Annotated in this window: 16 protein-coding genes; all 16 read left to right on the top strand. The window is 61.7% G+C overall.

Annotation, left to right across the window (positions count from 1 at the left end):
• The first annotated feature begins 151 nt into the window (after positions 1–151).
• The 16 genes from NDB2M4_RS10550 to hypE all read left to right on the top strand — a co-directional run bounded on the left by NDB2M4_RS10550 (position 152) and on the right by hypE (position 12,608).
• Entirely contained in the window at positions 152–1,222 is a 1,071-nt protein-coding gene (locus NDB2M4_RS10550; RefSeq protein WP_072374377.1) for a hydrogenase small subunit, read from the top strand.
• The gene (locus NDB2M4_RS10545) at positions 1,222–3,015 is read left to right on the top strand and encodes a nickel-dependent hydrogenase large subunit (RefSeq protein WP_072374374.1); all 1,794 of its coding nucleotides are present in this window, start codon (positions 1,222–1,224) and stop codon (positions 3,013–3,015) included. The genes NDB2M4_RS10550 and NDB2M4_RS10545 overlap by 1 nt, the downstream gene beginning before the upstream one ends.
• 24 nt (positions 3,016–3,039) lie before the next feature.
• Positions 3,040–3,624 (top strand): HupE/UreJ family protein, encoded by a 585-nt coding sequence (locus NDB2M4_RS10540; protein WP_072374371.1) that lies wholly within the window; start codon positions 3,040–3,042, stop codon positions 3,622–3,624.
• A gap of 9 nt (positions 3,625–3,633) precedes the next feature.
• Positions 3,634–4,347 (top strand): Ni/Fe-hydrogenase, b-type cytochrome subunit, encoded by a 714-nt coding sequence (gene cybH, locus NDB2M4_RS10535; RefSeq protein ID WP_072374368.1) that lies wholly within the window; start codon positions 3,634–3,636, stop codon positions 4,345–4,347.
• Positions 4,348–4,646: 299 nt separating this feature from the next.
• Positions 4,647–5,294: a HyaD/HybD family hydrogenase maturation endopeptidase gene (locus NDB2M4_RS10530; RefSeq protein ID WP_072374365.1), complete on the top strand. Its 648-nt coding sequence runs from the start codon at positions 4,647–4,649 to the stop codon at positions 5,292–5,294.
• Positions 5,295–5,296: 2 nt separating this feature from the next.
• Positions 5,297–5,629 carry a HypC/HybG/HupF family hydrogenase formation chaperone gene (gene hypC / locus NDB2M4_RS10525; protein WP_072374362.1) on the top strand — a complete coding sequence of 111 codons (333 nt, stop codon included), beginning with the start codon at positions 5,297–5,299 and terminating at the stop codon, positions 5,627–5,629.
• 13 nt (positions 5,630–5,642) lie between these two features.
• Positions 5,643–6,104, top strand: a complete 462-nt coding sequence (locus NDB2M4_RS10520; protein WP_072374358.1) for a thioredoxin domain-containing protein — start codon at positions 5,643–5,645, stop codon at positions 6,102–6,104.
• Positions 6,101–6,949 carry a hydrogenase expression/formation protein gene (locus NDB2M4_RS10515; protein WP_072374355.1) on the top strand — a complete coding sequence of 283 codons (849 nt, stop codon included), beginning with the start codon at positions 6,101–6,103 and terminating at the stop codon, positions 6,947–6,949. The genes NDB2M4_RS10520 and NDB2M4_RS10515 overlap by 4 nt, the downstream gene beginning before the upstream one ends.
• Positions 6,946–7,188 (top strand): rubredoxin, encoded by a 243-nt coding sequence (locus tag NDB2M4_RS10510; RefSeq protein WP_072374352.1) that lies wholly within the window; start codon positions 6,946–6,948, stop codon positions 7,186–7,188. Before NDB2M4_RS10515 ends, NDB2M4_RS10510 begins: the two co-directional genes overlap by 4 nt.
• Positions 7,172–7,714, top strand: coding sequence for a [NiFe]-hydrogenase assembly chaperone HybE (hybE, locus tag NDB2M4_RS10505; protein ID WP_072374349.1), 543 nt, complete (start codon positions 7,172–7,174; stop codon positions 7,712–7,714). The genes NDB2M4_RS10510 and hybE overlap by 17 nt, the downstream gene beginning before the upstream one ends.
• Positions 7,711–8,877, top strand: coding sequence for a nickel-dependent hydrogenase large subunit (locus NDB2M4_RS10500; RefSeq protein ID WP_072374347.1), 1,167 nt, complete (start codon positions 7,711–7,713; stop codon positions 8,875–8,877). Before hybE ends, NDB2M4_RS10500 begins: the two co-directional genes overlap by 4 nt.
• Positions 8,877–9,218 (top strand): hydrogenase maturation nickel metallochaperone HypA, encoded by a 342-nt coding sequence (gene hypA, locus NDB2M4_RS10495; protein WP_072374344.1) that lies wholly within the window; start codon positions 8,877–8,879, stop codon positions 9,216–9,218. Before NDB2M4_RS10500 ends, hypA begins: the two co-directional genes overlap by 1 nt.
• The gene (gene hypB, locus NDB2M4_RS10490; RefSeq protein ID WP_072374341.1) at positions 9,218–10,162 is read left to right on the top strand and encodes a hydrogenase nickel incorporation protein HypB; all 945 of its coding nucleotides are present in this window, start codon (positions 9,218–9,220) and stop codon (positions 10,160–10,162) included. Before hypA ends, hypB begins: the two co-directional genes overlap by 1 nt.
• Before the next feature lie 3 nt (positions 10,163–10,165).
• Positions 10,166–10,408, top strand: coding sequence for a HypC/HybG/HupF family hydrogenase formation chaperone (locus NDB2M4_RS10485; RefSeq protein ID WP_072374338.1), 243 nt, complete (start codon positions 10,166–10,168; stop codon positions 10,406–10,408).
• Positions 10,405–11,565: a hydrogenase formation protein HypD gene (gene hypD, locus NDB2M4_RS10480; protein WP_072374335.1), complete on the top strand. Its 1,161-nt coding sequence runs from the start codon at positions 10,405–10,407 to the stop codon at positions 11,563–11,565. Before NDB2M4_RS10485 ends, hypD begins: the two co-directional genes overlap by 4 nt.
• Positions 11,562–12,608 carry a hydrogenase expression/formation protein HypE gene (hypE, locus tag NDB2M4_RS10475; protein ID WP_072374332.1) on the top strand — a complete coding sequence of 349 codons (1,047 nt, stop codon included), beginning with the start codon at positions 11,562–11,564 and terminating at the stop codon, positions 12,606–12,608. Before hypD ends, hypE begins: the two co-directional genes overlap by 4 nt.
• Positions 12,609–12,635 lie beyond the last annotated feature (27 nt).

The following is a 12,635-nucleotide window of genomic DNA, read 5'->3' as shown; positions in this document are numbered from 1 at the left end:
GTGAGAGTCCATCAACCAGGACCGGGGGGTGCGCCAGGCGATCAAATCACGGATTTTAAAAGATAACTAAAGATTGGTCCGCGTCTTGCTCTGTGACTCTAACGAACGACATCGCCGAACAGCAGCGATGCGCGAGGGAGAAACGCCAGCAATGACCGAGACCTTCTATGAAGTACTGCGGAGGCAGGGCATATCCCGCCGAAGCTTCCTCAAATTCTGCAGCTTGACCGCTGCTTCGCTCGGGCTCGGGCCAGAGTTCGTCTCGACGATGGCCAACGCACTTGAGACCAAGCCCCGCACGCCGGTGCTGTGGCTGCACGGTCTCGAGTGCACGTGCTGCTCGGAGGCCTTCATCCGCTCCGCGCACCCGCTCGCGTCCGACGTCATCTTGTCGATGATCTCTCTCGACTATGACGACACGATCATGGCCGCGGCCGGACACCAAGCCGAGGCGATCGTTGATGAGATCATCGAGAAGTACGCCGGAAACTACATCCTCGCCTGTGAAGGCAACCCGCCGCTCAACGAGGATGGAATGTACTGCATCATCGGCGGTAAGCCCTATCTCGACCAATTGAAGAAGGCTGCCTCCAACTGCAAGGCGATCATCTCCTGGGGCTCGTGCGCGTCGTGGGGCTGCGTGCAGGCCGCGCGACCCAACCCGACGCAGGCCGTGCCAATCCACAAGGTTATCTACGACAAGCCGATCATCAAGGTGCCCGGCTGCCCGCCCATTCCGGAGGTCATGACGGCGATCATCACGTATATCGCGACGTTCGAGAAGCTGCCCGAGCTCGATCGTCAAGGGCGGCCGAAGATGTTCTACTCTCAGCGCATTCACGACAAGTGCTATCGGCGACCGCATTTTGATGCCGGCCAGTTCGTCGAGCAGTGGGACGACGAAAGCGCACGCAAGGGTTACTGCCTCTACAAGATGGGCTGCAAAGGTCCGACCACGTACAACGCGTGCTCGACCACACGCTGGTACGGCGGCACGTCCTTCCCGATCCAATCAGGTCACGGCTGCATCGGCTGCTCGGAGGACGGGTTCTGGGATAACGGCTCGTTCTACAACCGGCTCACCAACATCAATCAGTTCGGCGTCGAGGCGAACGCGGACGAGATCGGTCTCGCCACGGCCGGCGTCGTCGGTGCCGCGGTCGCTGCGCACGCAGCAGTCAGCGCCGTGAAGCGCGCGCGCACCAAGGGAGGGAACGAATAATGGCCATTCAGACGCCAAACGGATTCAACCTCGATACCAGCGGCAAGCGCGTCGTGGTCGACCCCTTGACCCGCATCGAGGGGCACATGCGCTGCGAGGTGAACATCGGCCCCGACAATATAATTCACAATGCGGTGTCGACCGGCACCATGTGGCGCGGGCTCGAGGTCATCCTGAAGGGGCGGGATCCGCGCGACGCATGGGCTTTCACGCAACGCATATGCGGGGTTTGCACGGGCACGCACGCGCTTACCTCAGTGCGCGCGGTCGAGGATGCGCTCGATATCAAGATCCCCGAGAACGCAAACTCCATCCGCAACATCATGCAGCTGTCGCTGCAGATCCATGACCACCTCGTGCATTTCTACCATTTGCATGCACTTGACTGGGTCAATCCCGTCAACGCCCTAAAGGCCGACCCGAAGGCGACCAGTGAGCTGCAGCAAAAGGTTTCCCCTAAGCACCCGAAGTCATCGCCGGGCTATTTCCGTGACGTGCAGAACCGTCTGAAACGGTTCGTCGAAAGCGGGCAGCTGGGCCCCTTCAAGAACGGCTATTGGGACAATCCTGCCTACCTTCTGCCGCCCGAGGCCGACTTGATGGCCACCACGCACTACCTCGAGGCGCTCGACTTCCAATCGCAGATCATGAAGACGCGCGTTATCTTCGGTGGCAAGGATCCTCATCCAAACTGGATCGTCGGCGGCGTGCCGTGTGCGATCAACGTCGATGGGGTCGGCGCCGTTGGCGCGATCAACATGGAGCGCTTGAACTTTGTGTCTGACGTCATCAACCAGACCACGGAGTTCGTCGAGAACGTCTACATCCCGGACATCATCGCGATTGGCAACCTCTACAAGGGCTGGCTCTACGGCGGCGGGCTGTCTGGCAAAAGTGTGCTCGCCTATGGAGACATCCCCGAGAACGCAAACGACTACTCGGCAGCCAATCTGCTGCTGCCGCAGGGTGCGGTCATCAACGGCAACCTCAAGGAAGTGCACCCTGTGGATCTGCGCGACCCCGAGCAGATCCAGGAGTTCGTGCCCCATTCGTGGTACAGGTATCCTGACGAAAAAGTTGGTCTGCATCCGTGGGACGGTATTACCGTGCCGCACTACGAGCTTGGTCCAAACGCTAAGGGGACCAAGACTAACATCATCGAGCTTGATGAGAACGCCAAGTACTCCTGGATCAAGGCGCCGCGCTGGCGGGGACACGCTATGGAGGTCGGTCCTCTCGCCCGCTACGTGGTCGGTTATGCTTCAGGACACAAGGAAATCACCGAGCAAATCAACGCGACGCTCGCCGCACTAAACGTGCCGATCGACGCGCTTTTCTCTACGCTGGGGCGGACCGCAGCCCGCGCGCTTGAGGCGCAACGCTGCTGCCACCTGCAGCGCCATTTCATGGACAAGCTGATCGCGCGCATCAAGGCGGGCGATTCCTCCACTGCCAACGTCGAGCGCTGGGACCCGGAAACTTGGCCGAAGGAAGCCAAGGGCGTCGGCTTCTCCGAGGCGCCGCGCGGGGCTTTGGCGCACTGGATCAAGATCAAGGACACCAAGATCGACAACTACCAGTGCGTCGTGCCGACAACCTGGAATGGTTCACCGCGCGACAACGAGGGTAACATCGGCGCTTTCGAGGCCTCGCTCATGGACACCAAGGTCGAGCGCCCCGAGGAGCCGGTCGAGATACTGCGTACGATTCACAGCTTCGATCCTTGCCTTGCGTGCTCGACCCACGTCATGAGCGAGGATGGCCGGGAGCTGGCGCGCGTGAAAGTGCGCTGAGACGGGAGGACAAGGATAATGACAATGAGAAATCAACGGATTGTCGCCATCGCTGCTCTCGCCGTCCTGGCGAGTGGGGCAGGGCCGGCGTTTGCGCACACAGGGATCGGGCACACCAGCGGCTTCTTCGCCGGCGTGAGCCATCCCTTTGGCGGCCTTGATCATTTGTTGGCGATGCTTTCCGTCGGCATCTGGTCGGCGCTCGCCAACAAGAACGAAACGGGGCGCATGTGGGTAGCGCCAGCTGCCTTTGTCGTCGCCATGCTGCTGGGCGCGACGCTCGGGTATCTCAACGTTGCTCTGCCGATGGTCGAAACGGCCATCGCGCTGTCGGTGATCCTGCTGGGTCTGATGATCGTAGCGCGCCTTGAGCTCCCATTGGCCGTCGGCGTGCTCGTTGTTGCTGTCTTCGCCATCAGCCACGGCCACGCGCACGGTGCCGAGGCGACCGGCAGCATCCTCGCGTACATGGCGGGCTTCGCCATCGCTACGGCGACGCTGCACGTGGCGGGCATCGGCCTTGGGCTTGCCCTCACGAATGTTCGGTATGCCTCGATTACTGCTGGTACGGCGATTGCCGCGGCCGGCACTTACCTCCTCGCGGCTTGAGGGGGCGCCATGACAACCGCAGACCAATCACATGCCCAAACCCAGGTCTATGTGTACGAGGGACCGCTGCGCCTCTGGCACTGGGTGAACGCCCTGGCGATCCTGACGCTCTGCCTAAGCGGCTACTTTATCGGCAGTCCCCTGCCGACAATGCCGGGCGAGGCAAGCGAGCATTTCCTCATGGGTTACATCAGGTTTACGCACTTTGCAGCGGCTTATGTGCTGATTGTCGCCTTCGCGCTACGCATCTATTGGGCTTTCGTTGGCAACGATCATGCACGCCAGATCTTTCTGCCACCGATCTTCAGCGCGAAATGGTGGGCGGAGGTGCGGCACGAGATTGCGTGGTACGCGTTCATCGCCTCGGAGCCGAAGAAGTATGTCGGCCATAACCCACTCGCCACGCTCGCCATGCACTTGCTGTTCGTGTGGGGCATCATCTTCATGATGATCACGGGCCTCGCGCTCTACGGCGAGGGCGAAGGCATGAATTCCTGGCAGTACACGCTGTTCTCCAGTTGGGTGATCCCGCTCTTCGGAAATAGCCAGTGGGTCCACACCTATCACCACCTTGGAATGTGGGTGATCCTGATCTTCGTGATGGTCCACGTCTACGCTGCGCTGCGCGAGGACATCATGTCCCGTCAAAGCATCTTGAGCACGATGATCACGGGCTGGCGCACATTCAAGGACGCCCGCCCCGCGGACGACGACCACGCGTAGTGCACCTGTACCAGCCAAGGCTTTCCCGGCCCGCGCCCCAGTGTGGCTTCCTGCCTGCCCACCCTGCCCAAGGGTGGGCATTTTTTGTTTAAGCGATGCCTCGTTTGCGCGAGATCAAAGCTGGCACGAGATCTGGAAAGTTACTTTTCAGTTGGATCAGGAGGCTGGAAGGACTGTTTGCAGCGCGCTGACGCAAGTCGCGCTGAAAGCGGCGTGATATCGCATCTTTGGGGTTTGGTCCGACCCTTGCTTTACGGACGTTAACGCAACACTCGGCCCCAAAAAAATAAGGGTGTGCGATGGAGGAACGACCGCAAGTTCTGGTCCTTGGGATCGGAAACCTGCTTTGGGCAGACGAGGGTTTCGGTGTGCGCGCCGTGGAGGCGCTGCATCGCGGCTTCGTATTTCCCGAGCACGTGACGCTCATGGATGGCGGCACGCAGGGCATCTATCTGATCGAGCACGTCCGCAACGCCGACGTTCTCGTCGTGCTTGACGCCATCGACTACGGCCTTGCGCCGGGGACCCTGAAAGTCATCGAGCAGGATGAGGTGCCAAAGTTTCTCGGCGCCAAGAAGATGAGCCTGCACCAGACCGGGTTCCAGGAAGTGCTCGCCATGGCGGATATGCTGGGGGACCTGCCGCAGCACCTGTGCCTGATCGGCGTGCAGCCGGTCGAGCTTGACGACTTCGGCGGCTCGCTACGCGATGTGGTCAAGCGTCAGATCGGCCCCGCTGGCGAACTAGTGCTCGAATACCTGGCCCGCTTCGGCGTCAATCCCCACCGGCTGCTTCATCCACTTCCCGACACGGCCACACTGTCCTCGCCGGAGTTCGCGCTCGCGCTTTATGAGGGCGAGCGCCCGTCGGAGAGCGAAGCCTGCCGCATCGGCGATCCGCGGGTGCTGGCATCGGCAGCGGCACCATCCGCGACTGAGGACCCCTAGTTATGTGCATCGCAATTCCCATGCGTGTTCTCAAAGTGCTCCCCGGTCGCGCATTGTGCGAGCGCTACGGCAGGGGGCGCCAGGAGCAGTCCTGGGTCGACATGGCGCTCGTTGGCCAGCAGCGGCCCGATACCTGGGTGCTCGTATTCCTGGACGCCGCACGCGAGGTCGTGAGCGCTGAGCAGGCCGCTCTCATCGGCAAAGCGCTCGACGCGTTGACCGTCGCGAGGACGGATCCCTCTGCTGACTTCGACAGGCTCTTTCCCGATCTCGCCGGACGCGAGCCCGAGCTTCCCGAGCATCTCAAGGTCCAACGCACCAAGGGCCGAACATGAGGATACCTCTGCGATGACCACGCCGCTGATCGAAGCACTGACGGCACGGCACGGCTTCACTCTCGTCGACACGGAATCGCTCGACGGCTTCCTCGAGGCACGCGAGCACAGCGTCCTGTTCTTTCCCGGCGACGCCGAGCGTCTGGTAGAAAGCAACGACGTCGCCGTCATCTTGCCGGAGATACTCAAGGTCTACGGCGGCAAGCTCACGCCGGCACTGGTGGCCAAGCCTTCCGAGCGCCTGTTGCAACGGCGTTTCCGCTTCAACGCCTTTCCCTCGATCGTATTCATGCGCCGCACCGGATACCTCGGCGTGCTTTCGCGCGTGCTCGACTGGTCGGAATACCTGGATGAGATCGCGGCCATTCTGGCTCGCGATGTGAGCGAGCCGCCGCCGTTCGAGTTCCCGGATGGCTGCTACTCCAACGGGATGGCACGCGAGGGCGAGAATTCGGCACGGGGAGAGTTCCAATGAGCGGTTTCAACATGGGCGGCATCGTCGGCGCTGGAACGCAGCCGGCGAGCGAGGATGGCGCCGAACTCGAATACATGGAAATGCCGAAGGCCATGCGCACGTATTCCGCGCCTGCGCTGCCGGAGCCGGACGACGCGCAGGGCGTTGAGCACGCGCTGGACATCCTCGCCAAGATCCGTGATGCCGCGAGCGCGCAGCGGGCCAACGACCCACCGTTCGCGATCGACATCACCGATCTTGATGCGCAAAACCGCACGTTTCTAGATCAGGCGTTGGGCGACGGTGAGGTATCGATAGTCGCTGGATCAACGTTTCAGGCACAGGAGTCGGTATTTGCAGGCGTCTGGCGCGTGCAGGAATACGGTGTAACGGGAAGAATCAAGCACGACTGCATCGAGGTCGGCTCTTTCCCGTCTCTGGTACTAGATATCGCGCATCAGGGAACCTTGGAGGGGAGCTCCCACCGCGGCAGCCTGCCTCCGGGTGTGGTCAATGCAGCGGCGCTGGCGACAGAGCTGGACGACAAGATCGCTGCGCACCGGCCGGGTGCTGAGGCATACGTGATCAATCTCACGCTGCTGCCGCTCAGCGAGGAGGACGTCGCGTTCCTCGATCACCGGCTCGGGCCCGGATCAGTGACGGTTCTCTCGCGCGGCTACGGCAACTGTCGCATCACCTCGACTGGAACGCGCAACGTTTGGTGGGTGAGATACTACAATTCGCGTGACACCGTCGTGCTCAATACCATCGAAATCGTGGACGTGCCGGGTGTTGCGTGCGCCGCTCCTGAGGACTTGGCGGACAGCGCGCAACGCATCGAAGAGATCCTGGGGGTGTACCGATGAGCGGGGGCTTCTTTGCAGGATCGTATGGCGGTGATGCCGCAAAAATCACCGACCACACGCGGCTCGAGTGCAAGATCTGCTGGTATGTCTACGACCCGGCCCAGGGTGACGACTATTGGCAGATCCCGCCAGGTACGCCGTTTTCACGCCTGCCCGACCACTGGACATGCCCAAACTGCGACGGCGCGAGGTCCGGCTTCATGGTTCTCGAGGGAGGGCCCAATGTCGGAAGCCCCTGAGATCGTGGAACTGTCGGAGAGGCTGGCAGCGGTCTTTAACAAGATCCGGACCGAGCGCATGCATGGCGTTCCGATCATCAATCCGCGCCTCGAGGTGGAGGTGATCGGCGTACAGGATTGGAACGGGCATTGGCTCGCTCTCGTCGTCACGCCGTGGTTCATCAACCTGATGCTGCTGGCGCAGAGGACCGATCAGGCTGACGCTTGGCGCAATCTCGCGATCGGTGCGGAGATTGCGCATCGCTTTCCCGCCGGTCGCTTCGATTTCCTTATCGGCGAGGAGGAAGGCATCGGGCGCTATCAGATGTGTTCGCTATTCTCGCCCGTGCTGGAGTTTCAGGATCAGGTAGCGGCGCGGATCGCCGGGCGTGCAGCGCTCGAAGCGCTCTTTGATGCTGACATCGACGCCCCAACCGAGGAAGCCAAGACGCAAGCGGCGGCGACCGTCGAGCGACCGGCCACAAGTATGTCGCGACGAGGGCTTCTAACTGGCAAGCTCACCGGCAAGCAGGATCCTGCAGCATGAGCGTCGAGGGGCGTCTCTTGATCGATCTGGATCGCACGCCCGATGGTTCCGGGCGGGCCAGTATCGCGTCAAGCCGTCCCCTTGGTATCACGCGCGTTCTTGCCGGCGGCAGGGCCCACGATGTGGTGAAAACGATCCCCCTGCTATTCAATATCTGTGGCGTGGCCCAAGGTTCGGCCGCTGTGGCGGCGTGCGAGCGTGCCCTCGGCATAAGCGTCTCACCGCGAACGCAACAGGTGCGCAAGGCGCTCGTTCTCTTGGAGATGCTTCGAGAGCATATGGTTCGAGCGGCGATGGATTGGCCGAGTTTCCTCGGTCTGTCGCCTCGACCGGATGAAATGCTGCGCGTCATGCGCCTTTTCACGATGGCGCGACGAGCCATCGACCCCGTCGCGAGAGCGTTTACGATCGCCGTCGATTTGACTGAAGCTTGCGCTGCACTGCAGCCTTCTCTTGCTGAGGCCGAGCAACTACTCCGCGATCTCGTTCTGACGGAGCCGCTTCATCAGTGGCATAAGCGCACGACGCGGGCCGATCTCGATGATTGGTGCGAAGCCGGCCGGACCCCGGCGCAGAAGCTCGTCAGAACGGTGATTGACCGAGCATGGGCCGACGCTGGTAGCGCTCCGCTCAATATGCTCCCGGATTTGCCGGAGCAGGAAATAGCCTCGCACCTCTTCGGCTCAGAAAGTTCGGCCTTCGTGGCGGCGCCGGAGTGGGATGGGGCGGCGTGTGAGACAAGTGTTCTGTCGCGACAGGTCGAGCATCCGTTGGTCAAGGACACGATGCGAGCGCACGGGGCCGGTTTGTTGGCGCGCCTGACGGCCCGGTTGGTCGAGATGGCCGAGTTGCCGGGGCAGATCTCAGATGTGTTCTGCGCAGACGACGGCTTTGCCTCGCCACCAGCACGTTTGCCCAAGGGGCGGGGCATCGCGCATGTTGAAGCGGCGCGGGGGCGTCTCGTGCACGGTGTCGAAATCGCCGATGAAGTTGTGCAGCGCTACGCGATCCTGGCGCCGACGGAATGGAACTTTCACTCGGCGGGTGCTGCAGCGCAGGGCCTCGCTGAGATCGCCGTCCGCGACGGCGACGTCCATGCACTCGCCTCGTTGTTTGTGTCGTCGGTCGACCCTTGCGTCGGTTACGAGGTGAGGGTTCACTGATGCACGAGATGGCCATCTCCGAAAGCATTCTTGGCATCCTCGAAGACGAAGGGCGCCGTCAAAGGTTTTCCCGCGTGCGCAAGGTGAGGCTTGAGATCGGTGCGCTGTCGAGTATCGAGCCGGAGGCGCTCTACTTCAGCTTTGATGTCGTGAAGCGGGGTACGCTGGCGGAGAATGCCGTGCTCGAGATCATCAACACCGAGGGCCGCGCGTGGTGCCTCATGTGCGAGCGGACCGTTTCCATTCGCCAGCGCTATGACGCATGCCCGGGCTGCGGTGGCCATCAACTGCAGGTGACGGCGGGTGAGGAGATGAGGATCAAGGATCTGGAGGTCGACTGATGTGTTCAGTATGCGGTTGCGGCGCGGGCGAGACCCGCATCGAGAACGCCGGAGGGCGGCACGCTCACGATCACCACCACACTCACGCCGACGGTGTGAGTCATGCGCATGGGCACGAGCACGAGCACAACGTTCACCACGATCATCATCACGGCGACGATCACGTACATCACCACCACGATCACCGGCACGGCGAGGGTGCTATCACCTATGGCCAGGGGCATGCGCACGTGCCCGGTTTGAGCCGAGCACGCACGGTGGCGATTGAGCAGGAGATCCTGTCGAAGAACAACGCATACGCCGCGGACAACCGCGCGCATTTAAATGCCCAGGGCATACTTGCATTGAACCTCGTGTCGAGCCCGGGATCAGGTAAGACAACCCTTCTCGTCAAAACAATCGAGTGTCTGGCGGCGGAGCTAGCCGTCGCGGTCGTGGAGGGCGATCAGGAGACGTCCAACGATGCCGCCCGCATCCGGGCTACAGGAGTCCCGGCGATCCAGGTGAACACGGGCAAGGGCTGCCACCTCGATGCGCATATGGTCGGGCATGCCATCGAGCACCTGAGTCCCGCCGCCGACAGCGTGCTGTTCATCGAGAACGTGGGAAATCTCGTCTGTCCCGCCGCGTTCGATCTGGGCGAGGCGCACAAGGTGGTGATCCTGTCGGTGACGGAAGGCGAGGACAAGCCGCTCAAGTACCCCGACATGTTCCATGCCGCGGACCTCATGATCATCGCCAAGATCGACCTGCTGCCACACGTCGATTTCAGCGTCGCGGAGACCATTTCTAATGCGCGCAAGGTGAACCCGCGCATCAAGGTGCTGCAGCTTTCGGCGCGGACCGGCGAGGGGCTGGAGGCTTGGTGCCAATGGATCAAGGCTGCGCATGCGATGGCAGGCGTCGGGCGGCTGCCAGCGCACTCTGTCGTGCAAGGATCGTGAGCCATGTGTCTTGCGCTACCAGCAGAAGTTGTGTCGATCGACCGCGCCAATGAGACGGCCGTGGTGACCTTGGGCGGCGTCAAGAAGGAGATATCCGTCGCGCTGCTCAATGAGCTCGAGGTTGGTGATTTCGTTCTCGTTCATGTGGGTTTTGCCTTGCACAAGCTGTCGCCAGATGAGGCCGCACGCACGCTGAGGATGATCGAGGAGGCGGGCGAAGATCCGCTCGAGGAGCTTAGCGCATGAAGTTCGTCGATGAGTTTCGCAACGGCGATCTCGCCAAGCGTCTAGCAGCCAGCATCACCCGTGAAGCTGACACCGGTCGCGCGTATCATGTCATGGAGTTTTGCGGTGGGCATACGCATGCAATCTTCCGCTACGGCGTCCAGGATCTGATGCCTGCGAACGTGCAGTTCGTTCACGGGCCCGGCTGCCCTGTCTGTGTCCTTCCCATCGGCCGCATCGACAACGCGATCGAGCTTGCCGAGCGACACGGCGCAACGGTTTGCACTTACGGCGACATGATGCGTGTCCCAGCGTCGGAGCGCAGGAGTCTCATCAAAGCTAAGGCGGCCGGGGCCGATATCCGTATGGTTTACTCGATCCGTGACGCGATGCGAATCGCGCGCGAGGAGCCGCAACGCGAGGTCGTGTTCTTCGCGATAGGTTTCGAGACGACGACGCCGCCGACGGCAGTTGCCGTTCGCGATGCGCAGGCCGAGGGGTTGAGGAACTTCTCCGTTTTTTGCAACCATGTCCTCACGCCGCCGGCAATCCAGAGCATCATGCAGACGCCTGACGTCCGCGAGCACGGCACGGTGGCCATCGACGGCTTCCTCGGACCGGCGCATGTTTCGGCTGTGATCGGCAGCCGGCCCTACGAGCCATTCGCTGCCGAGTACAAGCGGCCTGTAGTGATTGCCGGCTTTGAGCCGCTCGATGTCATGCAGGCGACCCTCATGGTCATTCGACAGCTAAACGAACAGCGGCACGAGGTCGAGAACGAGTACGTGCGGGTGGTCACCCGCGAAGGGAACCTAAAGGCGCAGGCGCTCGTCGCGGAGGTCTTCGAACTGCGGGAGAGCTTTGAGTGGCGTGGATTGGGCGAAGTGCCCTCCAGTGCGCTGCGGATCAAGGACGCCTACTCCGAATTCGACGCGGAGAAGCGCTTCGCCCTCGGTACGAGAAAGGTCCGCGATGCCAAAAGCTGCGAGTGCCCTTCGATTCTGCGTGGCGCCAAGAAGCCCACCGATTGTAAGCTCTTCGGCACTGTGTGCACTCCAGAGAGTCCGATCGGGTCTTGCATGGTCTCCTCGGAGGGCGCGTGCGCGGCGTATTGGACCTATGGCCGGTTCCGCCAAAGCGGGGATGGCACCCAACGGCACAAGGAGGCTGCAGCATGACGATCATGACGCGGTTTTCATCTCGCCTCGATGTGAGATCTGGTGCCGTGGATATGACGCACGGCGCTGGAGGCCGGGCGACGGCACAACTCATCTCCGAGCTGTTCGTCCAACATTTCGACAATCCCATTCTGGCGCTCGGTAACGATCAAGCCACATTCGACGTCCCTGCCGGACGCCTTGTCATGAGCACCGATGGGCACGTTATCTCGCCTCTTTTCTTCCCCGGCGGTGACATTGGAAGCCTTGCGGTGCATGGCACCCTCAACGACGTTGCCATGTCGGGTGCGCGGCCACTCTATCTGTCGGCGGGGTTCATCATCGAGGAAGGGTTCCCGCTGGCGGACCTTGCGAGGATCGCTGCCAGCATGGCGACGGCGGCGCGGGAGGCGGGCGTGCCCATCGTCACTGGCGACACCAAGGTTGTCGAGAAGGGGAAGGGCGACGGAGTCTTCATAACGACGACGGGAATCGGCGTTGTCCCCGATGGCGTCGATATCTCCGGCGACAAGGCACAGCCGGGCGATGCGATCATCTGCTCCGGCTCGATTGGCGAACACGGCGTCGCGATTTTGTCGAAGCGCGCCAACCTGGAATTTGAAACTGAGATTTGTTCCGATACCGCAGCGCTGCACGGGCTGGTTGCCGACATGGTCTCTGCTGTGCCGGCGATCCATTGCCTGCGTGATCCGACACGCGGCGGAGTGGCCACGACGCTGAACGAGCTGGCGCAGCAGTCCAAAGTCGGAATGCGCATCGTGGAGAAAGCCATAGGGCTGAAACCAGAAGTCCATGCAGCTTGCGAGCTTCTCGGACTTGATCCGCTTTATGTGGCGAACGAGGGAAAGCTCATCGCGATCTGTGCCGCAGAAGACGCTCCGCTGCTGATTGAAGCGATGCGCGCGCATCCGCTGGGCAGAGAAGCCGGGATCATCGGCTCGGTCATCGCCGACGCAAACGGCTTCGTGCAGATGGAGACGGAATTCGGGGGTAGCCGTATCGTCGATTGGCTTACTGGCGAGCAACTGCCGAGGATCTGCTGATGCTCATGCGGAGCCGGAATAAGAGAG

Origin of the sequence: Hyphomicrobium sp. NDB2Meth4 (assembly GCF_900117445.1) — a bacterium.
In the GTDB taxonomy this organism is placed as follows: domain Bacteria; phylum Pseudomonadota; class Alphaproteobacteria; order Rhizobiales; family Hyphomicrobiaceae; genus Hyphomicrobium_A.
Note: the sequence above shows the minus strand (reverse complement) of the source record. Positions and strands in the feature narration are given on the sequence as shown.

Bases quoted from the DNA above. Each gene is read 5' to 3' on its own strand.
- NDB2M4_RS10550 (WP_072374377.1), top strand. From the start codon at position 152: ATGACCGAGACCTTCTATGAAGTACTGCGGAGGCAGGGCATATCCCGC.
- NDB2M4_RS10545 (WP_072374374.1), top strand. From the start codon at position 1,222: ATGGCCATTCAGACGCCAAACGGATTCAACCTCGATACCAGCGGCAAG.
- NDB2M4_RS10540 (WP_072374371.1), top strand. From the start codon at position 3,040: ATGAGAAATCAACGGATTGTCGCCATCGCTGCTCTCGCCGTCCTGGCG.
- cybH (WP_072374368.1), top strand. From the start codon at position 3,634: ATGACAACCGCAGACCAATCACATGCCCAAACCCAGGTCTATGTGTAC.
- NDB2M4_RS10530 (WP_072374365.1), top strand. From the start codon at position 4,647: ATGGAGGAACGACCGCAAGTTCTGGTCCTTGGGATCGGAAACCTGCTT.
- hypC (WP_072374362.1), top strand. From the start codon at position 5,297: ATGTGCATCGCAATTCCCATGCGTGTTCTCAAAGTGCTCCCCGGTCGC.
- NDB2M4_RS10520 (WP_072374358.1), top strand. From the start codon at position 5,643: ATGACCACGCCGCTGATCGAAGCACTGACGGCACGGCACGGCTTCACT.
- NDB2M4_RS10515 (WP_072374355.1), top strand. From the start codon at position 6,101: ATGAGCGGTTTCAACATGGGCGGCATCGTCGGCGCTGGAACGCAGCCG.
- NDB2M4_RS10510 (WP_072374352.1), top strand. From the start codon at position 6,946: ATGAGCGGGGGCTTCTTTGCAGGATCGTATGGCGGTGATGCCGCAAAA.
- hybE (WP_072374349.1), top strand. From the start codon at position 7,172: ATGTCGGAAGCCCCTGAGATCGTGGAACTGTCGGAGAGGCTGGCAGCG.
- NDB2M4_RS10500 (WP_072374347.1), top strand. From the start codon at position 7,711: ATGAGCGTCGAGGGGCGTCTCTTGATCGATCTGGATCGCACGCCCGAT.
- hypA (WP_072374344.1), top strand. From the start codon at position 8,877: ATGCACGAGATGGCCATCTCCGAAAGCATTCTTGGCATCCTCGAAGAC.
- hypB (WP_072374341.1), top strand. From the start codon at position 9,218: ATGTGTTCAGTATGCGGTTGCGGCGCGGGCGAGACCCGCATCGAGAAC.
- NDB2M4_RS10485 (WP_072374338.1), top strand. From the start codon at position 10,166: ATGTGTCTTGCGCTACCAGCAGAAGTTGTGTCGATCGACCGCGCCAAT.
- hypD (WP_072374335.1), top strand. From the start codon at position 10,405: ATGAAGTTCGTCGATGAGTTTCGCAACGGCGATCTCGCCAAGCGTCTA.
- hypE (WP_072374332.1), top strand. From the start codon at position 11,562: ATGACGATCATGACGCGGTTTTCATCTCGCCTCGATGTGAGATCTGGT.